Here is a 24192-nt window from a genome sequence, read left to right on the forward strand (position 1 = left end):
TCAACTTATAAGTCAATTATTGGTGGGTCATGCCATGTTGTTGTTCATCAACAGGCTGTGTTTGGGGGTGTTCTTCTTGTTGCTGTTTGGCGCGCAATGCGGCGATTTCCTGTTTGACGACGACGGTGTTAATTGGGCCAGTTGAGGTTTTGGGAGCTTTGATGTCCTCGTAGTCTTTAGATACTTTTGAAGCCCTTGACATAATATCCTGATAAGTTTTTTGATCTTCTTTAAACAACTCTTCCGCTTTCATAGGTTTGCCGTTGACGTTAATTGTGATCTTGTCTACAGGAAAACCTGATTCAATACAGGCGGCAAAAGCTTGTCTTCCTCTTTCCATCGCTACTTTTTCACTATTTGGAAAATTACAATTCATTTCAATAGAATCATAGCCTGAAGCTTTTATAGCTTGAGCAAGGAGCATTAAGTCTGTTTTAACATTTTGTCTTGGATCCTGATAATAGAATGGATTTATCATCGGCATGTTGATTGTAAAACTGCCATCTGGTTGTTGATGAATCTCTCTTCCTGTAATACTTTTGATGACAGGGATATCCTTGAGTTTGATCCCACTGAGATCAATTTTTTGTGCTGATATACCTACATGAGCTGTTGTAGATTCAGGAGGAAGCCCTTTTCTTTCACGTTCTTTGGCATATAATTTTTCAAGCGTTTGACGCATTTCCTTATTGTTTTCATACAGATTCGCAAGAAACAGATATTCTGTTGATTCACTTGCTGAGGCTTTATGCAGTTGAGTTAATGATTCACTTGTGGATTTATCAAATTCACTCAGTTGCTTTTTGTGGCTTTCTTCCAACTCTTTTACCAAGCCTTCTGTAACTTTCTTAACTTCGTCATTATCCTTAAGACCCAAAGCTTTTTTAAAGTCGGATACGTAATTACCACTTTGTCCTTCTTTCTGGGGATCCAATTTTTCTTTCAACATCTGGATTTCGTGCGCTTGCTGTTCCAATATTGCTTTACGAGCATCATCAGTCAGTTCCTTCATGGTGCCAACAAGATCCTGGGCCCGGAATTTGCTTGGAATTAATTTGGTGAGCTCTTTAAAGGTTGAGGTAGACTCTGTGAAGTTCTTTTGTGCTGTCTTAAATTTTTCAGTTGGTGCCAGGACTGTTTTACTTAAGACATCCCGGATGTTGTCTCCTTCGGTAGTATTGGCATCCTTCAGTTTATCATGAAATAGCAAACCCCCAGGTAGGCTGGTTTTCGGAAAAGCACGGAAATCATCTACTCTGGAGCTGACAAGTTTATCGAATGCATCAGAACTAAAGCTCGAGCTTTCCGGCAAACCGATGTGATCTCTGTATTCTCTTTCTAGCCTTTTGAATTCTTCAGAAGTGTATTTTTTTGTACGGCTCTCTGATTTTAAATGTTTACCAATTAAAGGGATAGAATTATAAAAAGCCATATCAAATACCTCAATAAGGTTATCTAGATAAAGTATAACAGTTTTTTATTAAGTAAAAATTAAGCTAATTTATTAATAATTACCAGGCCGGTATTGCATCTTCTCCAAACAATTTTTTTGCTTTTTCTTTCACTTCTTCTGAATTCAATGCCTTCACAAATAATTCCAGTTGTGGCCTTTTTTGAGTGTCACGGCGTATCACAATGATGTTGGCATAAGGTGAATCCTTACCTTCAGTAAACAAGGCATCTTTTGATGGGCTTAATCCGGCAGGCAAGGCAAACGTGGTATTGATGACTGCAGCGTCAACATCAGGGAGTACTCTGGGTAATTGAGCGGCGTCTATCTCTTTGAATTTGAATTGCTTGGGGTTACTTTCAATATCTTGAATACCGCTATTCGTTGTATTTTTAAGAGTAATCAGATGAGCTTTCTCCAATAATAAGAAGGCACGCATCTCATTACTAGGGTCATTTGGTACCGCAATTATTCCATTTTCAGGTAATTCACTGAGTGTTTTATATTTCTTCGAGTAAATGCCCATTGGATAAACGAAGGTTCTGCCGATTGCCTGCAAATCATAACCATGAGACAAGATAGCAGCCTTTAAATAAGGTAAATGCTGGTAAACATTAGCATCCAAGCTGCCATCCTGCAGTGCTTCATTGGGTAAATTATAATCATTAAATTCAACAATTTTTATGTTCAGCCCGTACTCTTTTTCAGCGACTTGTTTTGCTGTTTCAATAAGTTCTGTTTCAGGGCCAGCAATTGTACCTATGACCAGAGTATTGGGGGCTGGTTTACTGCCGCAAGCTACCAGGCTAATGATTAAAACCAAACAACTTAAAATTCTCATTGAACCTCCCAATTAATAGTGTGTGCTATGTTTAGCTAAGTAGTCTCCAACCATTTGTATCAGTTGGACCAAAATGATTAATACAATTACAGTGGCTATCATAATGCCGGCGTTAAAGCGTTGATAACCATAATTAATTGCTAATGTACCTAATCCTCCTGCACCTACAGCTCCTGCCATGGCTGAATAATTAATCAGAGTTATCGCTGTCACTGTAATGGAATGAATTAATCCTGATTGTGCCTCAGGTAATATGATATGTAAAATAATTTGGCGTGTGTTAGCTCCCATAGAATACCCGGTTTCTATAAGACCAAGGGGTAGCGATTGGAGAACATTATCAACCAGCCTTGCAAAAAAAGGGGTCGCACCTACTGTTAATGGGACGATTGCGGCATTGATCCCTATGCTGGTACCAACAATTAGCCTGGTGAATGGAATAATAGCAACAAGTAAAATAATAAAAGGGATGGAACGGAAAATATTAATCAGCGCAGACAATATTTTATTCAATTTGACGTTTGGCTTTATCCGGGATGATGAATAAAGCAATATGCCTAATGGCAATCCAAGGAGCACTGCGAAAAGAGTACTAAAAAACACCATATACAGTGTTTCTCCTGTAGCAGCAAGTAAATCATAAACCATCTGGTAGGACATAGCCTAAAACCTCCACAGTAATACCAGCTTGTTCGCAACGATTGATAAATGCTTCAAGCAATAAAGGATTCGCTGTTAATTCAACAACCAAAACACCACAGGTCACGCCATCGAAACGATCGATGTTTGCCAGTAGAATATTGATGTCCATGTTCAACTCTCTACTGGTTTGGCTAATAAAAGGTACCGTTGCTTCCTCGCCCTGAAAAAATAATCTCACGAGAGGCTTTTCAGTAGCATAGTCTGCCAATCTGCGGGTAAGGCAGGTTGGTAGTTCTGGGCTAATTTGTGCATAAAGCATTTTCCGAGCGATGCCATCTGGCTTATTGAAAATATTAGATAAAGCAGTGGTTTCAACAATCTTGCCATCGACCATGACAGACAGTCTTTGGCAGATTCGTTTTACGACATCCATTTCGTGGGTAATTAAGACAATAGTAATTCCATACAATTCATTGATTTTTTTTAGTAGCGATAATATGGAATCAGTAGTTTCAGGATCAAGGGCTGAAGTGGCTTCATCACACAGTAGAATTTTGGGGGAGCAACTCAGCGCCCGGGCAATTGCTACTCTTTGTTTTTGCCCACCACTAAGTTGCGAGGGGAAAGCATCTTTTTTATCTGTTAACTCAACCACGGGGAGAAGTTCTTCAATTTTCTGTTTGATCGACTCTTCGTCTATACCCTGGATTCTCATTGGAAGGGCGATATTATCAAAAACAGTTTTTGAATTTAACAAATTAAAATGTTGGAAAATCATGGCAATTTTATGACGTGCCAAGGCTAGATCTTTTCTGGAAAGGCTCATCAAGCTCTGACCATCAATAATGACTTCACCTTCGTCAGGTTTTTCCAGTAGATTAATGCAACGCAATAATGTTGATTTTCCTGCCCCGCTTTTCCCTATAACTCCAAAAATTTCACCTTCCTGAATAAATAAATTAATATCGTTTAAGGCGAGTTTGCCAGAGAAAGATTTTTTTAGCCCACATAATTCAATCATTACTATAACCTGGGATTATTGCTTGCGGGGCATAAAGTAGGAATTAGAAAGCTACCGCTTTAGCCGTATTTTCAAAAGATATCTGAGTACTGGAACACATTAATTCTTAATAAAAAGCAATAATTGCGTTTTACCTCGATTTTAGAGTTTTCATGATCTAAACAGAGGAGTATATCTTTTGAGCGTCCGCAAGCTGTGTTTCAAATCGACGCTATGCAGAAGTATACACAAACTGAATTCATAAACAAAGAAAAATCTTTATTGAATGGAGGTATATCGATTTGTTTTTCATGATTTTGGCGGGATTTCGGATTATGTAACGAGAGATTGTACAGATGAACCAGTTGATAGATATGACTCGGTCAGAAAAGAATTATTTTGGTTGAGGATTGACAAGATAAATTCTTATTGGCAACCTTAAGCCGGTTTTAATACAAGGAACATTACTCATGAAAAAGATGTTTGTGGCAGTTTTTGCACTGTGTTCTTTCACAGCACAGGCAGCAGTAGAATTAGAAACTTTTCAAAATGTAGTTGATGCCATAGCAGAGGGAAAGCGAATCACTTTTGTAATTAATTTAAAAAAATGCACTTCAGAAATGCCATTGAATTCCGCGATAGTTTCAGTTACTCCGAATGCCGTTATGGTAGTCGGTGATAACCGTGTTACAGCCTCAGATAGACATTTTACTCTTGATGATCCTATGGCTCGTGGTACACCTATGTTTGATTACAGCAAATTTAATTTAGACTCAGAAGGTGAGGCCTCGATTAAAACTACTGTATTAAATGCAAGTAGCTATGAGCGATTAGGTAGTTATCAAATGAATTGTAAATTAGGAGATGGTTTTAAAGTATTTGGTTAAATACGTTTTCCTCGTGAAATATTGTAATTAAAGGGCAACTCTTGCGGTTGCCCTTATCCATAGATATGACATGAATTTTAATAAGGGTTGGGGCTGAAAATGCTTATTTTCATGCTACTTTAACTTTTCAATTCTTCTCTGTCTTTAAAATATTCCAATGCTTGTGGATTCGCCAAAGACTGTAAATTACTTACTGATTGACCATGAACAACTTGTCTGACTGCGAGCTCCACTATTTTACCACTCAGAGTTTTAGGAATGTCTGGAACTTGCAGTATTTTTGCCGGTACATGTCGTGGTGACGCATTTTTTTTAATAGTCGTTTTGATGAGATTAATTAATTCGTCATCCAGCTTTTTTCCCTCACGTAATTTAACGAACAACACAACTCGAACATCATCCTGCCAGTCTTGGCCAATCACTATGCTATCAACAACATCATCTACTTTTTCAACTTGTCTGTAAATTTCAGCTGTTCCTATGCGCACTCCTCCCGGATTTAATATTGCATCAGAACGACCATGGATAATTAATCCATTGTGAGCGGTTATTTCAGCAAAATCGCCATGTGCCCACACCCCGGGGAAGCGTTCAAAATAAGCATGTGTATATGCTTGTTTATCCTTATCATTCCAAAAACAGACTGGCATGGAAGGGAAGGGTTTGGTACAAACCAACTCACCTCGTTTTTGTTTGATTGAATGACCTTGTTCATCGTACACCGCAACTTCCATACCCAATCCAATGCATTGTAATTCACCCCGATAAACAGGGAGAATAGGATTTCCCAATGCAAAGCAAGAAATGATATCCGTTCCTCCTGAAATAGAACTTAATTGCAGATCTTTTTTAATATGTTCATAGACGAAATCATAGTTTTTAGGTAGAAGTGGAGAACCAGTAGACAAGATGCAGCGTAACTCGGATAATTGAAATTCACTTTTTGGTTTTACCCCGGCTTTTTCAATAGCGGATATGAATTTGGCGCTGGTTCCGAATACAGTGACTTTCTCTTCATCTATCAGTCGAAACATTCTGTTATCTGTAGGGTAGGTTGGGGAACCTTCATATAGAGTGATGGTAGCTCCCAACGCCAAAGCAGAAACAGTCCAGTTCCACATCATCCAGCCACACGTTGTATAAAAACATAAATTGTCTGTGGATTTAATATCCGAATGAAGACCTAATTCTTTCAGATGCTGAATTAAAGTTCCTCCTGCTCCATGAACGATACATTTTGGCTTACCCGTTGTTCCAGAAGAAAACAAAATATAAACCGGATGATCAAAAGGAAGAGAAATGAAGTCACATTCTTTTGCTGGTTTTATAAAATCTCTCCAATACGAGGCGTAGGGTAGTTGCTCGAGGTTAATTTCTTCATCAATATTGGGACAAATAACTACATGTCTTAGAGATTTGATCGCAGCTGGAAGTTGCACAACCTTTTCTGAGCTGCTGTGTTTCTTACCTTGATATTGATGACCATCACAAATAAAGAGTACTTTAGGTTCAATTTGTCCTATCCTGTCAAGTGCAGCCTGGGTACCAAAGTCAGGTGAGCAGGATGACCAGATTGCCCCTAAAGAAGTTGTGGCAAGCATGGCAATGATTGTATAAGAAGTATTAGGCATCACTGCGGCCACCCGGTCGCCAGTAGTGACCCCAACTGCTTTAAGACCAGCAGCACATTGAGCTACTTTTTCATATAATTCAGCATAACTAATAACAGTTTTGTGGTCATTTTCATCAAGGCTTATGAGAGCAGGATGACTATCCCTGCGATTTAATAATTTTTGAGCAAAATTGAAGCGAGCTCCTGAAAACCAGCGTGCTTCGATCATTTCAGAATAATAATTAAGAATTTGATGGGGTGGTGTATCAAAGTCTAATTTAAAGAAAAGGCAAAGAGTTTCCCAGAATGACTCAGGATGCTTTACTGACCAGGTATGTAAGTCCTGGTAATTTTCAAAAACTTGACAATGTTTTTTTGCGGCAAAATCCATAAATTGCCACATTCTTGTTTGTTCTGGGTTTTTAGGTGTCCATACTTTATCATTCATGAAAATTTCTCTCATAGTTCTGTTTTTAATAATGGGCTTTACGCTATAAAATTTCATCAAATATTTATTAATATAGGCTAGCACAAAACTGGGGATTTCACTTTAAGTTTCCGCTCTTTAGCTCTTATCAAAGCCAAAAATGATGAAATTTCCTAACTACAGGAGTTGGCTAGCATGGCATTGGCTACTTTGGATTGATTTTTTCGTCCTAATGCTTTACAAATCATATCTCCGGCAGCAACAATTTTGAATATATCTATACCTGTATCGATACCCAATCCATGCATCAGGTACAGTACGTCTTCTGTGGCAACATTGCCACTAGCTCCCCGTGCATATGGACAACCCCCAAGACCGGCAACAGAGCTGTCAAAACGGTTAACTCCATACTTCAGGGAGGCATAGATATTTGCTATGGCTTGTCCATAGGTATCATGAAAATGCATGGCTAATTGTGTGATGGGAAGTATGGGTAGTATGGCATCAAGAAGCAACTGAGTTTGCTTGGGAGTTCCTACGCCAATAGTATCTCCTAACGAAATTTCGTGTACGCCCAGATCAAGAAGCATTTTAGTGACGCTAACAACCTGGCTCGGTTGTATATATCCCTCATAGGGGCAGCCTAATACACAGGAGATATAGCCTCTTACTCTAATTTGATTAGTTTTTGCTAATGCTAAAACAGGTTTAAATCGCTCTATACTTTCCTTAATAGAACAATTAATGTTACGTTGATTAAATAATTCACTGGCTGCAGTGAATACTGCAATATTTTGTACCCCCATTTCCAGCGCTTTAAGCATTCCACGTTCGTTTGGAACCAGGGCAGAGTAGTTGATGGAGGGGGCTTTATTAATAGATTGAAATACTTCTTCACTGTCGGCTAGCTGTGGAATTGCTTTTGCAGAAACAAAACTGGTAACTTCTATCTCTTTCAACCCTGTCTGACTAAGTAAATTGATTAATTCAATTTTCTTATCGCTCTGGAGAAAAGATGGTTCATTTTGTAAACCATCTCTGGGACCTACTTCGATTATTGTCACATGCTGAGGATAGTCCATAAATATTCTCTTAAGTATCCGATTCGCTGAGTGCTAACAATTCTGCTCCCTCATTGACTTGAGAACCTACAGAATAAAAAATATCTGATAATATGCCATCGATTGGAGCATGAATAGTGTGTTCCATTTTCATCGCCTCAAGAACAATTAAACTTTCTCCAGCTTTTACCTGTTCACCGATATTTTTTAAAATGGCAACGACAGTGGCAGGCATTGGTGCCGTTAATTGGCCTTTATGGGCAGATGTTTGAGCATCCAGCTTGTTCCAATAGAAGCGTTCGATTGAAAGTTGACCTTTGTCAGTATAAAAGATCAAATGATGGTCCTTGTTTTCTACTCTGGCTTTTATTGATTTTTGATTGATTTCAATAATAAGCTCGTCCAAATCATATCTGGCGTGAATAACTATTTCCTTATTATCGATTTTTGCTTTAAATTTCTTATTATCTATAGGTGTAATCTGAACTTCAATCATCGTGGAGTTCAGTTGATAACGCCATACCCAATGGCTTAAAAGATGCATTTGCCAGGCAAATGTCTCCTGTAACAATGGATCTGTAGTACGATTAACCATACCCAGATAATCACAACTTATAGCCAAGAGTAAAGTCAATTCATTATCAGGCTTAGGTAGATTTATGCTTTCTTTTTCTAAAAAATCAGTGCTTAATTTTGCCTCTTTGAATTTAACATGTTGGCAAATGGCTCTTAGAAACGGTATATTTGTTTTTACCCCACCAATGTCATAGTGAGCCAGGCTGCGCTCCAGCCGTTGTAATGCTTCTTCACGATTATGTCCCCAGGCAATCAGCTTGGCTATCATGGGATCATAATACCTTGTTATTTCTGAAGACAAAGTAACACCTGTATCAATACGTATGCCATCACCCGAAGGCTCTTTTAAGAATTGAAGTTGACCAATGGAAGGTATAAAACCCTGATAAGGGTCTTCGGCATATATACGGCACTCGATTGCATGGCCTTCAGCTTGAATTTGATTTTGAAGCAAAGGCAATGTTTCATTCGCAGCAACTTTAATTTGCCATGCGACAAGATCGAGCCCTGTAATCATTTCCGTGACAGGATGTTCTACCTGAAGTCTCGTATTCATTTCCATGAAGTAGAATTTGTCCTCACCATCTACCAAAAATTCTACTGTTCCAGCACCTCTATAGTTGATGGAGCGAGCTACTTCACAAGCTGCTTCCGACAGTCTTTGTCGAAGAAAAGGTGGTAAATTGGGGGCAGGGGCTTCCTCAATAATTTTTTGATGCCTACGCTGAATTGAACAATCTCTTTCAAATAAATGAACAACATTTCCATGATTATCCGCCATGACTTGTACTTCAACATGACGCGGATTAAGAACTAATCGTTCAATTATCATAGTATCATCCGCAAAGGACGCCATAGACTCTCTTTTGGCACCAGCCAATGCGTCATGAAATTCTTTTTCCTCATGTACCGCTCGCATTCCTTTTCCGCCACCGCCATTAGCAGCTTTAATCAGTACTGGAAATCCAATTTTTTTAGCTTCGCTCAATAATTTTTCTTCAGATTGTTCGATCCCATGATAACCCGGTGTAAGTGGGACTTTTGTTTTTTCAAGAAGTTGTTTAGCTAATTGTTTGGATGCCATTGCTTCCATCGCTTTGATGGAGGGACCAATGAAAACAATACCTGCTTGCTCACAAGCTTTGGCAAAATCAGGATTTTCAGATAAAAATCCATAACCAGGATGGATAGCTTGTGCTCCACTTTCTTTTGCTGCTTGAATAATATGATCGATATTCAGGTAACTTTCTTTAGCTGATGCTTCTCCAATATAATAGGCACTATCGGCTAATCGCACATGAAGGCTGTTTCTATCTGCTGCTGAATAAACCGCAACGGCTTGAATACCCATAGAATGTGCTGTTTTAATGATTCGGCAGGCTATTTCACCTCGGTTAGCAATTAATATTTTATTAAACATGTCTAGAACCTTTATTCCAGTTGGGTATTTCTTTATTGAGAAATGCTTTAAGCCCTTCTTGTCCCTCAGCAGACACTCTTTTATGAGCGATCAGAGAAGCAGTGTAGTGAACCAGTTCTTCATCTATTTTTTTATTAGCGACGTACTGTACCAGTTGTTTTGAATTTTTAACCGCTTCTGGCCCATTATTACTGATTTGAGAGGCGTATTTGAGAGTAAACTCCAACAAGGTGTCATCAGGGACACAGTGCTGTACTAGATTAAGGGCGTATGCACGTGTGGCATCAAAAACTTCGGCACTCATAAATAACATTTTTGCTGCGCGTTCACCTATTGCCCTGACTACATAGGGACTAATTACTGCTGGAATAAGACCCAATTTCACTTCGGAAAAGCAAAAGCGTGCTGAAGTAGATGCAATAGCTATATCGCATGCTGCAGCCAATCCCGCCCCTCCACCAAAAGCAGCACCTTGTACCATGGCGATAGTAGGTTTCGGGCTTTGATTGAAACTATACATTAAATTACCTAATACCATACTGTCTTCCAGGTTTTCCTCTTCAGTAAAGTTGGCCATGCTTTGCATCCAGACCAAATCAGCGCCAGCTGAAAAGTGCTTTCCATTCGCTTTAAGTACTATGACGCGAACGTTAGTATCATTTATTGCAGAGTCAAGTTGCGCTTGCATTTCAGTGAGCAGATGATTATCAAATGCATTATGCTTACTAATTCGATTCATAGTCAGTAAGCCTACTTTATCTTGAATTTCGTATAATAAATCACTCATGCCATCGTTCCCTTATTTTTACATGCGAAATACACCGAAATGAGTATCTTCAATCGGTGCATTTAAGGCTGCAGATAATCCAAGTCCAAGTATTTTGCGTGTATCCTGAGGCGCAATAACTCCATCATCCCAAAGCCTGGCACTGGCATAGTAAGGATTTCCCTGAGTTTCATACTGGCTTCTCATTTGAGTTTTAAATTGTTCCTCTTCTTCGAGTGACCATTCTTTTCCTTGCTTTGCATATTTCTCTCTAGTAATTTGAGCGAGCACATTTGCTGCTTGTTCTCCACCCATTACTGAGATGCGTGCATTAGGCCAGGCCCAGATAAAACGAGGGGCATATGCCCGGCCACACATGGCGTAATTACCTGCCCCAAAACTTCCCCCAACAATGATGGTGAATTTTGGTACATTAGCATTGGCAACAGCCGTCACCATTTTGGCTCCATGTTTGGCAATGCCTGATGCTTCGTATTTGGAACCAACCATAAATCCTGTAATATTTTGCAAGAATACCAGTGGTATTTTACGTTGACAGCACAGTTCGATGAAATGACTGCCTTTTAGCGCGCTTTCACTAAAAAGTATGCCATTATTAGCAATTATCCCGATAGGATATCCATACAGACGGGCAAAACCGCAAACCAGGGTTGTTCCAAAAAGTGCTTTGAACTCATCAAATTCTGAACCATCTACTACTCGGGCAATAATTTCTCTGATATCAAAAGGCTTTCTAGGATCAGTAGGAATGATTCCTGTAAGATCCTCACTGTCATAAAGAGGAGGCACTGTATCTACTCTGTGAATAGAGTCGGGCTTTTTACGATTTAAATTGCTAATAGCCACTCGCGCCAGATGAAGCGCGTGAGCGTCATTTTCCGCATAGTGATCAGATACTCCTGAATGACGGCAGTGAACTTCCGCGCCTCCTAATTCTTCTGCGCTAATTACTTCTCCTGTTGCTGCTTTAACAAGAGGTGGTCCTCCCAGGAATATTGTTGCCTGATTCCTAACCATAATAGATTCATCCGCCATGGCGGGCACATAGGCTCCTCCAGCTGTACAGGATCCCATAACCACAGCTATTTGAGGAATGTTTAATGCTGACATCTGTGCTTGATTATAAAAAACGCGGCCGAAATGCTCTTTATCAGGAAAAACCTCATCTTGCAGAGGTAGAAAAGCGCCTCCTGAATCCACCAGATAAATGCATGGAAGATGGTTTGTCATTGCAATTTCTTGTGCTCTTAAGTGCTTTTTAACGGTCAAAGGATAATATGTTCCGCCTTTAACAGTGGCATCATTGACAACTATAACGCATTCGCTTCCTGCAACTCTTCCAATTCCAGTGATTATTCCCGCTGCGGGTACTGTGTCTTCATAGACTTGATAGGCAGCAAGTTGAGATAGCTCAAGAAAAGGACTGCCCGGATCCAGCAACTGGTGTAAGCGTTCTCTCGGAAGTAATTTGCCTTGTTGTTGATGTTTGACTCGCGCCTTTTCATCTCCGCCCAGAGAAATTTGATGTATTTTTTCTCTTAAATCAGTAATCAATGCTTGCATATTTGCCTGATTATTTTTGAATTCCTGGCTGCCAGTATTGATTTGAGTAGTTAACTTGGTCATTTTTTATCCTTACCGAATCAAAATATCACTCAAGACTATAATGGTCCATATTATCCAGACAATCGCAATAAAATGGGGCATTTCTTTTCCCTTGAGTGCCCGGTAAATTAGCGCTGGGATTCCTGCAATGATTATGGGTAATAACATAAGGACTAGAGTTTTCCTGATAATCAGTCCCCAACCTGTTTGGCTGAATATAGGTGTTAATTTTAAATTAACATAAGTGAAAAACATATCGATGTAAACTACGATAAGATGGGCATATTTTGCAAATACTACGATAAGAATACTTAGCAGAAGGTAAATGAGACTATGTCTTAGCATGTACATCCTTTATTATTGTTATAACCAAGTTGGTTTTGATAGGTAAAACATTATCTGGCGACAAATACAAATTGCAACCAGTTTTAATATAAAAAACCCGGGTAAAAGTTTTATTTTTACCCAGGTTATCTTAACTGCTAAATTAGCTCAATTGCCATAGCTGTAGCTTCACCACCACCTATACATAAAGAGGCTACGCCACGTTTTTTCCCCTGGTGTTTTAAAGCATGCATCAAAGTAACCAGAATGCGAGCTCCTGAAGCACCAATGGGATGTCCTAAAGCGCAAGCCCCACCATGAATATTGACTTGTTCCGGGTTTAATTCAAGCTGAGTAATCGCGGCCATCGCCACTACTGCAAACGCTTCATTAATCTCAAAAAGATCAACATCATCCTGTTTCCACGATGCTTTGTTCATTACCTTACGGATTGCATCAACAGGCGCGGTTGTGAACCATTGTGGCGCTTGGGAATGGCTAGCATGTGCAATGATTTTTGCCAAGGGTTTAATGCCACGTTTCTCTGCGTTTGCCGCGCTCATTAAAATTAGGCTGGCTGCGCCATCTGAAATGGAACTTGAATTGGCTGCTGTGACTGTACCATCTGCTTGAAATGCTGGCTTTAATTGGGGTATTTTGGCAAGTTTGGCTGCATCAGGCCCCTCATCCACTTGAATGGTGATATCTCCTTTACGGGTGGTTAAGGTAACAGAAGCGATTTCGTCTTGAAAGGCGCCGCTTTCTATTGCTTTTAGCGCTCTGGTCATTGAACGTAAGGCAAATTCGTCCTGTTGTTCTCTGCTGAAATTAAAGTGTTTTGCTGTTGTTTCAGCGAAACAACCCATTAATTGTCCTTTATCATAGGCATCTTCTAATCCATCAAGGAACATATGATCTTTCAGTTCGCCATGTCCCAATCTATATCCTGCACGTGCTTTGGATAATAAATAGGGGGCATTACTCATACTTTCCATACCGCTAGCCAAAACTACATTAGCCGTACCTGTTTTAATTAAATCATGTGCAAGCATCACAGCTTTCATGCCTGAACCACACATTTTGTTAATAGTTGTGGCTCCAGTTGAGTTAGGTATCCCTGCTTTAATTGCCGCTTGTCTGGCAGGGGCTTGACCAATACCTGCTTGTAATACACAACCACTGATCACTTCATCGATTTCTGCTGGAGCGATACCAGATTGAGACAAAGCTGCCATATGTGCTACTGCCCCTAACTCGGGAGAGGAAAGTGCAGATAAATTGCCTAGCATAGCTCCCATTGGTGTTCTTTTTGCTGCGACTATCACGACATCATTATGTTCCATTGTCTCATTCCTTATGCTGTTTCTTTAAAAAGTTCACGACCAATTAGCATCCTTCTTATTTCAGAAGTGCCCGCCCCAATTTCATACAACTTGGCATCTCTTAATAAACGCCCCGTAGGATATTCATTAATATAACCATTTCCTCCAAGAATCTGTATTGACTGTAAAGCCATTTGCGTAGCTTTTTCTGCTGTATATAAAATAACTCCCGCAGCATCTTTACGACTAACCCTATTGTTGTCACAAGCCTTGGCAACGGCATACAGATAAGCTCTGCAAGCATTCAAGTCAGTGTACATATCAGCCAGTTTGCCTTGAATGAATTGGAACTCACCTATCGCCTGGTTAAATTGTTTGCGTTCATGGACATAGGGTAATACAACATCCATACAAGCTTGCATAATTCCAACTGGTCCGGCAGCAAGAATCGTGCGTTCATAATCCAAGCCACTCATTAATACCTTGACCCCTTGATTTACTACTCCCAGAACATTTTCAGAAGGAACTGCACATTGATCAAATACCAATTCACATGTGTTTGACCCACGCATCCCAAGCTTGTCCAGTTTTTGCGCCGTTTTAAAACCAGGCATTCCTTTTTCTATAATAAATGCAGTAATTCCTTTGCTTCCAGCTTGCTTGTCTGTTTTAGCATATACAACTAGAACATCGGCGTCAGGACCGTTGGTTATCCACATTTTTGTGCCGTCGAGAATGTATTTGTCTCCAGCAGAACGAGCTTGTAATTGCATGCTGACTACATCAGACCCTGAGTTGGATTCACTCATTGCCAAAGCGCCAATATATTCTCCACTTATAAGTTTAGGCAAATATTTTTGTTTTTGCTCAGTGTTTCCATTTAAAAAGATTTGATTGACGCACAAATTAGAGTGCGCGCCATAACTTAAACCAACTGATGCGGAGGCTCGGGAAATTTCTTCCATTGCTATGGCATGTGCAAGGTAACCCATATTGGCGCCACCATATTCTTCACTTACGGTGATGCCAAGCAACCCCATTTCTCCCAGTTTTCTCCAGAGATGGTTAGGAAAAGTATTTTTTTCATCGATTTGTGCAGCTAAAGGAGCTATTTCAGTTTGGGCAAATTGATTGACGCTGTCTCGTAACATGTCATATGTTTCGCCCAGTTGAAAGTCTAAGCCTGTGTACATGACTGACATCCTGTTATGTTGATAAATACGCTAGACTATACCCAAATGAATCGTACTTGTCACCTTCCTGTTTATTTCCGAGACAATCTTTTTAACCCTTTGATACATTTGATAATATGCAGATGTATTCTTGCGAAAAATTAGAAGAATTTGAATCGTAAATGTTCATTTTACTCAGGACAGTAGTTAAAATGATTCTTTACCTGGGTAAAAAAATCACCTAATCTTTAGCCAAAGTGTAATCCAAATGGATTTAGAAGAGGAGTATTTCTAATGAGAAAACTGGTACTATGGGGGCATGGATTTGAAGACTATCGAGAGATGTTTGATTTGCCCCAAGGAGTCAGGGATTCACGTCTATTAGAATACGGATGCGGCCCAAGTGCTGTTAATTACCAGCAAACGCAAGTGAATAAAAAAGGAGTAGTGAGTTGTGATCCTTTATTCGTATTAGATAAGGATACGCTACTTGCCAAAGCAAAAATGATTTTTGCGAATATGGCTGAAGAGGTTAGGCAGCATCAGGATCAATTTGATTTTAGCCGTAATGGTAATTTAGACAAGTTGCTTCAGGAAAGACAAGAGGGAATGAAGCGGTTTTTTGCGGATTATGAACAAGGTAAGGCCGATGGAAGATATCTGGGTGTTACAGATTATCATTTACCATTCCCTGATTTTACCTTTGATTTTGCTCTGAGCTCTCATTATTTTTTTGCAGATCTTGAAGATCAAACCGTTGATTTTCACCTGATTGCAATTCGCGAATTGGCAAGAGTAGCCAAAGAAGTGAGAATTTTTCCGCTAATTGATAGAGAAGGCAAAACTTCACAGTTTCTAGGGCCGGTTTTATTGGGTCTGCAACAGGAGAATTATGGAGTAGAGGTTAGGGAAGTTGCTTTTCATTTGCATAAATCAGGTAATGCAATGCTCAGGGTTTGGGCGCAACAATGTGTTGTTTGATTGAGACGCGATTGGTATACAGGGAGGAAAAATGGCAGTATCAAATAAGAAAGACAGTGAGTTCACACCTTCCTTAAGGTCTCATATTATTGCTGCGTTGTTAAGTACGGGGGTAGCAGCAATTATCTTATGGTTGGCATCGGGGATGACTTTAGCTGCGGTTATCGTTGATTCCTTTAGCTTGGGGTTTTATATAGGATTCATGCTCCTTATGAGCGCTGCTCCGGCTGTGCTGGCTTCACCAGTTATTTTACCTGGTTTATTACTCATTGTATCAGGGTTGATTCTTGGAGGAGCAGCGGCAACATTTGCACATCGTTTGAGAAGTAATTTCGGTATGGAGCAAAATAATACTGGAAATGGCCTGGGTAACGAATTAACGAAAGATAAATCCGAGTTACTGGTCAGTTATAATGATTTGCAATGTCAATCCGACTGTTTGGAGAGTGGGAATACTTTATCTCAACAGAATAAGGATAATCCTCTTGGGAAACAACATGGTTTCATGAAGTTTTGGGGTGGTTTAGGTTTGACTTCCCTTGTTAGTTCAGGATCGGCTGCTTTATTGGGATGGTTAGCTACAGATTTTGTTGTTTCTCTCTCTATAATTCCTGTATTTCTGTTAGGAATGACTCTTGCAATTGTATTGGTTCCATTATCAATTGCATTATCCGGAATTTTTGCATTGCCCGCTTTTACTGCGCTTATGTTTGCATTGGGAGGATTTGCTACAGGTGCGTTTGCTACCACATTGGCGACTTATTTTTTATCTGATAATCAGGTACAAGATCATTCTGTTGAGCCAATAATCAGAGATTTGATGGAGAAGCAGTGCGAAGGCCAAATTTCTCATCAAAAAATTTTAAATGGATTAAAAAAAGATAAATTGAATCTCAATGAGGAAGTTACTAATACTGATTTAAATGAACAAAAAACAGGGATCTCAAAATTATCAAGGAGTGATGATTGTATTAAAGCTGAAGCTGTTAATACAACAGAGGAATACAGTTTTTGTGGTTTAAGATTCTAATTTGTTATGATTAGACCAACTATGATAGAGATGCGGCTATAATTTTCTCTTTTAGACAGGGAGAATAGACTATCATCAGAATAAGTTAGGTTATGCAACAGGTCTATTTGCATGATGTATTATTTAATCAAAGCATGATTTTGCCCTGGACAGATGCATGAAAAGTTATCTGAATTAATTTTATTTTGCTTCAATTAATCGTCAGTAAGAAAATCATCACGGAAAATGTTATCATATCTCAATTGTTCTTTATTAATGATTCTCCCTGCTTTAGGAGTAATTTTATGTATTCACTACTGCGCCCTTTACTTTTCAGATTGGATGCAGAAAAAGCCCATTCATTGACATTATCCTTATTGCACTACCTACCTGATTTTTGTTTTCGACAAACGACTGGTCAACCTATTCGTGCTCTGGGGCTTGTTTTCCCTCATCAAATTGGTTTGGCAGCTGGTTTAGATAAAAATGGTGAGCATTTGGATGCATTGGCCAAATTGGGTTTTTCATTTATTGAGTTAGGAACGGTAACCCCTAAAGCACAAGCCGGTAATCCGAAACCAAGGCTTTTTCGTATCAAAGAAGCAAACGCGATCATCAACAGGATGGGGTTTAATAATTTGGGAGTTGATGTACTGGTAGACAATGTAAAAAGTGCGAAATATAAAGGAATATTAGGGATAAATATTGGAAAAAATAAAGAGACTAATTTAAGTCAAGCCGCAGATGACTACCTGTATTGTTTTCGCAAAGTGTATGAGCATGCTTCATACGTCACTATCAATATTTCATCTCCCAACACTCCTGATTTGCGCCAGCTACAACAAGGAGATTATTTTGCCGGATTACTTGCCCAGTTACAAAAAGAACAGTTAAAGTTAGCAGATCAATATGGGCGTCATGTGCCTTTGGTGGTCAAAGTATCTCCAGATGAAACCGATGAAACATTAAAACAAATGACAGAAATTATTTTACAGTACGGAATCGAAGGAATTATCGCAACGAATACCACTTGTTCCCGAGAGTTGGTGAAAAACTTGCCTTATTCGGAAGAACAGGGAGGATTAAGTGGTAGACCACTGACAGAACTCTCTACTCGCTGCTTGCGTTTGTTGAAACAATACGTTGGGAATGATGTGACATTGATAGGCGTAGGTGGTATTGACAGTTTGGCTAGTGCCAAAGACAAGATTAATGCAGGAGCTTCTTTGCTGCAAATATACAGTGGTTTAGTTTATAAGGGACCGGAATTGATTCACGATATTGTTTCGGGTTTAAATGTAATCTGATCCTGGTGGTGAGGAAATTGATGTATATTACTAAGGAATTGGCTGTTCGCATGGAAGGGTGTATCAAGCAGAGTCACATTGAGGTGACAAAGCGGTACTCACAAGGAAAAATTCTGGAAATGAATGGCGGAGCAGCTTGTTTTTCTGGTTTTGAGTCATTTCTATCCCAGGTAGTAGGCTGGGGATTTAAAACAGAGCCTAACCAATATAAAGCTGAAATAGAAGCTATAGAAAATTTTTATAAATCGATAGGCCATAATCGTGTCGATATTGAGTTATGTCCTTTTGTGGGAAATCATTTAATTAATTTTTTAAGCCAAAGAGGTTATTATATAACTGAGTTAAATAATGTTTCAGTTCTTGATTTAAAAAGTTACCATCTGGTAGCTCACTCCGAGGATGATGGGTTTATTATAAGAGAAGTGAAGCAGTCTGAATTGGAAGAGTGGGCAAAAAGAGTAGCTATTGGATTTGGTTTTCTTGAAGCCCAGGAGCAATTTTACCAATATGCCAGTGCAAAAGGAGTTTTAGCATTTGCAGCATATGATCATGGTAATTTGGTTGCTGGCGCCACAATAGCAATTCATGGTGATGCTTGTGATTTGGGCGTTACCAGCACATTACCTCTTTATCGAGGGAAAGGCCTTCAAAAAAAATTACTGTTTGCTCGTCTGAATCTAGCCAAGCAGTATGGTTTGGAATTTGCCACAGTGACAACTCAACCGGGAACAGTTTCTGATTTGAATATTCAAAAGGCTGGTTTTCGTTGTGCCTATACCAGAATAAAATTGACTATGGAATAGATAGACTTAATGATAGAACATTGGCACTTGATCAGAATAAGAGTTACAATTCATGACATTTGCGCACATGATTAACTTCTAAATTAATGAAAAATAACCTCCCTATTAAATCCCGTCTGTTATATAAACGCTTATTAAGCTACGTAAAACCTTTTTGGCCAGTTTTATTATTAGGAGTACTGGCGAATATCCTTTATTCGGGCATTGACGCTGGTTTTACCTATATGACTAAGCTTTTTTTGGATAAAAGCTTTATTACTATTGATCTGGATTTTGTTAAACAAATTCCGCTGATTGTCTTAATCGGTATTACTTTGCGAGGCTTAGTCAGTTCTTTAGGCAGTTATTGTATGACATGGGTGGCTCGCTCCGTAGTTAAAGTATTAAGGCAGACCGTATTTTCACATATTATTCACTTGCCCGCGGATTATTACGATGAAGCCACATCAGGCCAACTTCTTTCAAAAATTCTGTATGATGTTGAGCAAGTGGCGCAAGTCAGTGCGGATGCCTTAACAGATTTTATTCAAAATATATGTCTGGTAATTGGTTTACTAACCGTTATGATGGTTATTTGTTGGCAGCTGTCTTTGATGTTTTTATTAACTATCCCGTTTGTGGGAATCATTGTTAATTATACCAATAAAAGAGTAAGACGAATTAGTCATAAAGTTCAAAAAACCATGGGCGAAGTCACAGAAATTGCCAGTGAGGCAATCGAGGGTTATCGAGTGGTTCGCATCTTTGGTGGTGAAAAATATGAAATAACAAAATTTAATCAAGCAACAGAGTATTCACGCAAAAATGATATGAAAGTTGCCATAAGCAAGGCGATTAATGTTTCAGGTGTCCAATTGGTAATTGCTGTTGGGATTGCAATGATTATTATGGCCGCAATTCATTTATCTACGGTTATTACTATCAGTGCCGGTTCTTTTTTGGCAATTATTGCAGCCATGTTGCAATTAATAAAACCTATGAAAACTCTGACTACTCTTAACGCAACCATACAAAGAGGGTTAGCTGGTGCAGAAAGTGTATTCAATTTGCTTGATTTGCCTTTGGAAAGAGATAATGGCTTGATATTAAAAGAAAAGGTACGGGGTGAAATAGCGTTTAAGCATGTATTTTATGCTTACCGACAGGGTCAAAATATTTTACATGATGTCAATTTTGTAATTGAAGCAGGAACATCTGTTGCTCTGGTTGGGCATTCAGGAAGTGGTAAAACGACCATAGCCAGTTTATTACCCCGCTTTTATGAATTGAGTCAAGGTATGATTACTTTAGATGGTATTCCTATTCAACAGCTTAGTTTGGAAAATTTACGTAAACAGATGTCTTTAGTCAGCCAAAACGTGACTCTTTTTAATGATACTTTAGCGAATAACATAGCCTATGGTCGTTTTGATGTGAGCCGAGAGCAAATCGTTACTGCGGCCAAACTGGCCTATGCTGATGAATTCATTAATCAATTACCTGATGGCTATGATACCAGGGTAGGAGAAAATGGGGTGTTGTTGTCTGGGGGGCAAAGACAAAGAATAGCGATAGCCAGGGCAATTCTGAAAGATGCTCCAATTTTAATACTCGATGAAGCCACTTCAGCTTTGGATAGTGAGTCTGAGCATTATATTCAGGCAGCTTTGGAGCAAGTGATGAAAGGCAGAACTACTTTAATTATTGCGCATCGATTGTCGACTATCAAGCATGCTCACAAGATTGTCGTATTGCAACAAGGCCGTATTGTTGAACAAGGTAGTCATCAAGAACTGCTTGATATGGATGGTCATTACGCTCAGTTATATAAAGTGCAACAATTTGGCAGGATTGATGAGGAAGTGGTAGCTTAATGTCATTCTTTGTAAACAGGATATGGTATGGTAACCATTTTTTACAGTGGGCACTGGTTCCATTTTCCTGGTTATACCGAATTGTTATACGAACCAGGCGATGGTATTTAGAGCGTTTCTGCCAACAGCTTTATCCTATACCAATTATTGTAGTGGGAAACGTGACTGTAGGAGGGGTGGGCAAGACACCTCTAGTGATTGAAATTGCTAAAAAATTACAGCAAAAAGGTTTGAAAACAGGGATTGTAAGCCGTGGTTACAAAGCAGCAATAAGGCATTTTCCGTATGAAGTAAAATTAAATGACTCAGCTGAGTTAGTGGGTGATGAGCCGCTCATGATGGCAAGAAAAATTAATTGTCCAGTGGTTATTGCGCCTAAGCGTAATGAAGCTGTAAAGTACCTTTTAGACAAGCACTCGGTAGAAATTATTATCAGTGATGATGGATTGCAACATTATAAAATGGGTCGCTCTATCGAGATTGCCGTAATAGATGGGGTGCGCAAACTGGGTAATGGTTTTTGTCTACCTGCAGGACCATTAAGAGAACCTGATTCACGATTAAAACAAGTTGATTTTGTTATTGTTAATCAAGGTGTTGTGGAAAATACATATACTATGGAATTAATTCCTAAAAACATAGTTCAACTGTCAACTCAAGAAGAAGTTAGTGCCGATTCGTTTACTTCTGAAGTAGCTGCGGTAGCAGGAATTGGCAATCCGCAACGATTCTATTCTACTTTAAGTCAATTAGGTATAAAATTTCATCCATATTCTTATCCCGATCATTATCAATTTAAACCTCATGATTTAAATGATATTGATCTACCAGTTATAATGACAGAAAAGGATGCTGTAAAATGTTATTCATTTAGCTCAGATAAATTATATTATTTACCCGTTGAAGCAAAGTTGAATGATTCCTTTTGGGAAGCATTTTGGTCACATCAACAATTACAAGGTTATTACTAATATGATGCCAAAACGAATTTGGTTATTGCTATTGTCCGTGTTCTTATTTGTAAGTGGCAGCGTTTTTGCTGTGGAAGAGACAGAAGAAGATAAAGTCGTCCAAACAACTGAACCAATGGTTGGAAGTTGGATATTTACAGGTATGGTCACCAATGAGAGTGGTGATCGATATGGCTATTTTTTTCAGATGCAAAGGCAAGGTGCCGATTTTTATGCTAAAACCGCATTAATTGACGGTCAAACCAACCAGTTAATCCTATTTTATGAATCCAGCGAAAAAATCGATAACCCCACTCAGTTGAACTGGCAAGTTGGACGTTCATTTTTACGCTATAATCCGATCAATGACAGTTGGATTTTTGGAGTGAAAGTCGAAAATGAAAAAGGATTTAATTTTAAAGTAGATATGTTAAAACAGGATAATCAGGATGTTGAAACGCAAGTGCTAAGGCCTGGTGTGGAGTTGCAAGCGGTACAGACCAGTCGGTTGAATGGGCATGTACAAACGGGAGCAGGTAATAAAGAGCAGTTTGTAACAGGCAATAAAGCATGGTTCAGCAAATTATGGTTTAGTAAGGATCAAAATTCACCTCATGATATCAGCACTATTTTTTGTAGATTAAGTAATGATAATGGATTTTATTCTGCAAATCTCAAGGAAACCGATGCAACAGGGGCTGCAGTAGCAGGTTGGCGGGATCCTTCAGGAAATAATGTCAAAATGTCCCAATTTGTTTCCATTAAAACCCTAACCGACAATCAATGTTTACTTAGCGTGGGTTTGCCCAGGTTAAAATTAAAATTAGTGAATACCATAAAACAAGAGGATGATTTTCCTCTAACTGTTGCAGGTTTTTCTGAAGAAAATCCAAAAGGATTTTGTTTTATATCCAAGCAGACTTTTAAACAAATTAAGGAATCAGCAGTACAAGCGGTTACTAATTTGGGATAGCCTGATTGGATTTTTCTGGCAGGAGGCAAGTAAACAAGCTTGCCAATAGCATAGCAAAAGGAATAATTAAAAGAGCCAGTTGGTAGTCAGTTAAGCTGTACTGGCTTTTGTGGTGACTGAGTACATCTAAAAGAAATCCAACCAGTGGTTGAAGTAAAGGAGCAGAGAGCATTGCCAGGGTGTTGGTGAAGCCGGTACAAGTGGATAAGAATTCAGGGGGAGCCAATTCATTAGAAATGGAATAGGCTAACATATAAGCACCACAAGTTAACCCCATAGAAAACATTAAGAAACCCATCAGTAGTTTACTTTGAATTGGTAAATACAAAACAAGTATTAATAACAACGCAGTAGATAGACAAGAAGCATGAATGAGCGGTTTTCGTTTGTTAAGATGTACCGAAATCTGACCCAATAAAGGACAGCTTAAACCAGCGCCTAGCAAGATCATCGAAGTTAATATACTGGCTGTTTTGATGGTACAATCCAGTTTTAATTGTAAAAAAGGAACTGCCCACATGGCGCCAAAGACAGTAATTACCGAGAATTCCAGACAAACAAAAAGGCCATTAAACCAGGCTAATTTATTTTTTAGAATGGGGATAATTTGTTGTTTGTATTGATGGGGAAAAGTAGCGATTGGCTTGCTATTGGGGATATATAACCAGCATAAGCTGGCGATCAGGAATCCAAGTATTCCTGCTATGTTAATAAAATAACGCCATCCCAAATGGCTGATTAGAGAACCCATGCCAATCATTCCTAATACTGTAACAGTGAATCCCAAGGTTTCCGATAGGCCTATCATAAAAGCATATTGTTTTAAGGGAAAATGTTGACGTAATAAATGACTTAAGCCAATAAAAGCAAAAGCTGAGCCCGCCCCAATAATTAATCGTCCGAGAAAAAGAGTAGGGAGATTATGTCCTGAGGCAAATAAAAAACATCCGATGGCACAAAGAGCTGCATTGACCGATAACAAATATCGGGTATTGTAGCGATCAAAAAGAATCCCGACAGGAATTTGAAAAGAAGTATAGACATAGTAAAAGGCGCTACTTAAAAGTCCTGCGCTGAGTGCGGAAATATTTTCTTCATGCATTATTGCACCTACAATGATTCCCGAGGATAGCTGCAAGAAGAATTGGAATAATAAAAAAAATACTCCCACCAACCAAATGGTGATTTTT

General features: G+C 39.0%; 21 protein-coding genes. 8 read left to right on the top strand and 13 right to left on the bottom strand.

Annotation, left to right across the window (positions count from 1 at the left end):
• Nucleotides 1–16: 16 nt before the first annotated feature.
• From CC34_RS0113900 to CC34_RS0113915, 4 genes are all read right to left on the bottom strand, one after another.
• Entirely contained in the window at nt 17–1432 is a 1416-nt protein-coding gene (locus tag CC34_RS0113900; RefSeq protein WP_028378056.1) for a hypothetical protein, read from the bottom strand.
• 79 nt (nt 1433–1511) lie between these two features.
• The gene (locus tag CC34_RS0113905; RefSeq protein ID WP_028378057.1) at nt 1512–2291 is read right to left on the bottom strand and encodes a MetQ/NlpA family ABC transporter substrate-binding protein; all 780 of its coding nucleotides are present in this window, start codon (nt 2289–2291) and stop codon (nt 1512–1514) included.
• 12 nt (nt 2292–2303) lie between these two features.
• On the bottom strand, nt 2304–2951 hold the full coding sequence (locus CC34_RS0113910) for a methionine ABC transporter permease (RefSeq protein ID WP_028378058.1): 648 nt from the start codon (nt 2949–2951) through the stop codon (nt 2304–2306).
• Complete coding sequence (locus tag CC34_RS0113915; RefSeq protein WP_028378059.1) at nt 2929–3954, bottom strand: methionine ABC transporter ATP-binding protein; 1026 nt, start codon at nt 3952–3954, stop codon at nt 2929–2931. Before CC34_RS0113915 ends, CC34_RS0113910 begins: the two co-directional genes overlap by 23 nt.
• Nucleotides 3955–4403: 449 nt before the next feature.
• Here CC34_RS0113915 and CC34_RS0113920 point away from each other — a divergent pair, with 449 nt between their 5' ends.
• Nucleotides 4404–4820 (top strand): VirK family protein, encoded by a 417-nt coding sequence (locus CC34_RS0113920; RefSeq protein WP_028378060.1) that lies wholly within the window; start codon nt 4404–4406, stop codon nt 4818–4820.
• 119 nt (nt 4821–4939) lie between these two features.
• On the opposite strand, the gene CC34_RS0113925 is transcribed toward CC34_RS0113920, so the two are convergent.
• The 8 genes from CC34_RS0113925 to CC34_RS0113960 all read right to left on the bottom strand — a co-directional run bounded on the left by CC34_RS0113925 (nt 4940) and on the right by CC34_RS0113960 (nt 15147).
• Nucleotides 4940–6880, bottom strand: coding sequence for an acetoacetate--CoA ligase (locus CC34_RS0113925; protein ID WP_028378061.1), 1941 nt, complete (start codon nt 6878–6880; stop codon nt 4940–4942).
• A gap of 152 nt (nt 6881–7032) precedes the next feature.
• Nucleotides 7033–7941: a hydroxymethylglutaryl-CoA lyase gene (locus CC34_RS0113930; protein ID WP_028378062.1), complete on the bottom strand. Its 909-nt coding sequence runs from the start codon at nt 7939–7941 to the stop codon at nt 7033–7035.
• A 10-nt stretch (nt 7942–7951) separates the two neighbouring features.
• Nucleotides 7952–9916, bottom strand: a complete 1965-nt coding sequence (locus tag CC34_RS0113935; protein WP_028378063.1) for an acetyl/propionyl/methylcrotonyl-CoA carboxylase subunit alpha — start codon at nt 9914–9916, stop codon at nt 7952–7954.
• The gene (locus CC34_RS0113940; protein ID WP_028378064.1) at nt 9909–10703 is read right to left on the bottom strand and encodes an enoyl-CoA hydratase-related protein; all 795 of its coding nucleotides are present in this window, start codon (nt 10701–10703) and stop codon (nt 9909–9911) included. Before CC34_RS0113940 ends, CC34_RS0113935 begins: the two co-directional genes overlap by 8 nt.
• Before the next feature lie 18 nt (nt 10704–10721).
• Nucleotides 10722–12329 (bottom strand): carboxyl transferase domain-containing protein, encoded by a 1608-nt coding sequence (locus CC34_RS0113945; RefSeq protein ID WP_028378065.1) that lies wholly within the window; start codon nt 12327–12329, stop codon nt 10722–10724.
• 9 nt (nt 12330–12338) lie between these two features.
• Nucleotides 12339–12653, bottom strand: coding sequence for a hypothetical protein (locus tag CC34_RS0113950; RefSeq protein WP_028378066.1), 315 nt, complete (start codon nt 12651–12653; stop codon nt 12339–12341).
• Between the two features lie 137 nt (nt 12654–12790).
• The gene (locus tag CC34_RS0113955; protein ID WP_028378067.1) at nt 12791–13975 is read right to left on the bottom strand and encodes a thiolase family protein; all 1185 of its coding nucleotides are present in this window, start codon (nt 13973–13975) and stop codon (nt 12791–12793) included.
• A gap of 11 nt (nt 13976–13986) precedes the next feature.
• Nucleotides 13987–15147: an isovaleryl-CoA dehydrogenase gene (locus CC34_RS0113960; RefSeq protein ID WP_028378068.1), complete on the bottom strand. Its 1161-nt coding sequence runs from the start codon at nt 15145–15147 to the stop codon at nt 13987–13989.
• Nucleotides 15148–15420: 273 nt separating this feature from the next.
• Here CC34_RS0113960 and CC34_RS0113965 point away from each other — a divergent pair, with 273 nt between their 5' ends.
• From CC34_RS0113965 to CC34_RS0113995, 7 genes are all read left to right on the top strand, one after another.
• Nucleotides 15421–16107 carry a class I SAM-dependent methyltransferase gene (locus CC34_RS0113965; protein ID WP_028378069.1) on the top strand — a complete coding sequence of 229 codons (687 nt, stop codon included), beginning with the start codon at nt 15421–15423 and terminating at the stop codon, nt 16105–16107.
• A 31-nt stretch (nt 16108–16138) separates the two neighbouring features.
• Entirely contained in the window at nt 16139–17137 is a 999-nt protein-coding gene (locus CC34_RS0113970) for a DUF485 domain-containing protein (protein WP_028379630.1), read from the top strand.
• A 284-nt stretch (nt 17138–17421) separates the two neighbouring features.
• Nucleotides 17422–18423: a quinone-dependent dihydroorotate dehydrogenase gene (locus CC34_RS0113975; protein WP_028378071.1), complete on the top strand. Its 1002-nt coding sequence runs from the start codon at nt 17422–17424 to the stop codon at nt 18421–18423.
• 20 nt (nt 18424–18443) lie between these two features.
• Nucleotides 18444–19226 carry a GNAT family N-acetyltransferase gene (locus CC34_RS0113980; protein ID WP_028378072.1) on the top strand — a complete coding sequence of 261 codons (783 nt, stop codon included), beginning with the start codon at nt 18444–18446 and terminating at the stop codon, nt 19224–19226.
• Between the two features lie 86 nt (nt 19227–19312).
• The gene (gene msbA / locus CC34_RS0113985; RefSeq protein WP_028378073.1) at nt 19313–21079 is read left to right on the top strand and encodes a lipid A export permease/ATP-binding protein MsbA; all 1767 of its coding nucleotides are present in this window, start codon (nt 19313–19315) and stop codon (nt 21077–21079) included.
• Nucleotides 21079–22050 carry a tetraacyldisaccharide 4'-kinase gene (gene lpxK / locus CC34_RS0113990; RefSeq protein ID WP_028378074.1) on the top strand — a complete coding sequence of 324 codons (972 nt, stop codon included), beginning with the start codon at nt 21079–21081 and terminating at the stop codon, nt 22048–22050. The genes msbA and lpxK overlap by 1 nt, the downstream gene beginning before the upstream one ends.
• A 1-nt stretch (nt 22051) precedes the next feature.
• The gene (locus CC34_RS0113995; RefSeq protein ID WP_028378075.1) at nt 22052–23002 is read left to right on the top strand and encodes a hypothetical protein; all 951 of its coding nucleotides are present in this window, start codon (nt 22052–22054) and stop codon (nt 23000–23002) included.
• Here the strand turns inward: CC34_RS0113995 and CC34_RS0114000 are convergent.
• Nucleotides 22989–24173 carry an MFS transporter gene (locus CC34_RS0114000; RefSeq protein ID WP_308471465.1) on the bottom strand — a complete coding sequence of 395 codons (1185 nt, stop codon included), beginning with the start codon at nt 24171–24173 and terminating at the stop codon, nt 22989–22991. The two genes, CC34_RS0113995 and CC34_RS0114000, sit on opposite strands and share 14 nt — an antisense overlap.
• Between the last annotated feature and the right edge of the window lie 19 nt (nt 24174–24192).

The sequence above is a fragment of the Legionella pneumophila subsp. fraseri genome (assembly GCF_000586315.1).
In the GTDB taxonomy this organism is placed as follows: Bacteria; Pseudomonadota; Gammaproteobacteria; order Legionellales; family Legionellaceae; genus Legionella; species Legionella pneumophila_B.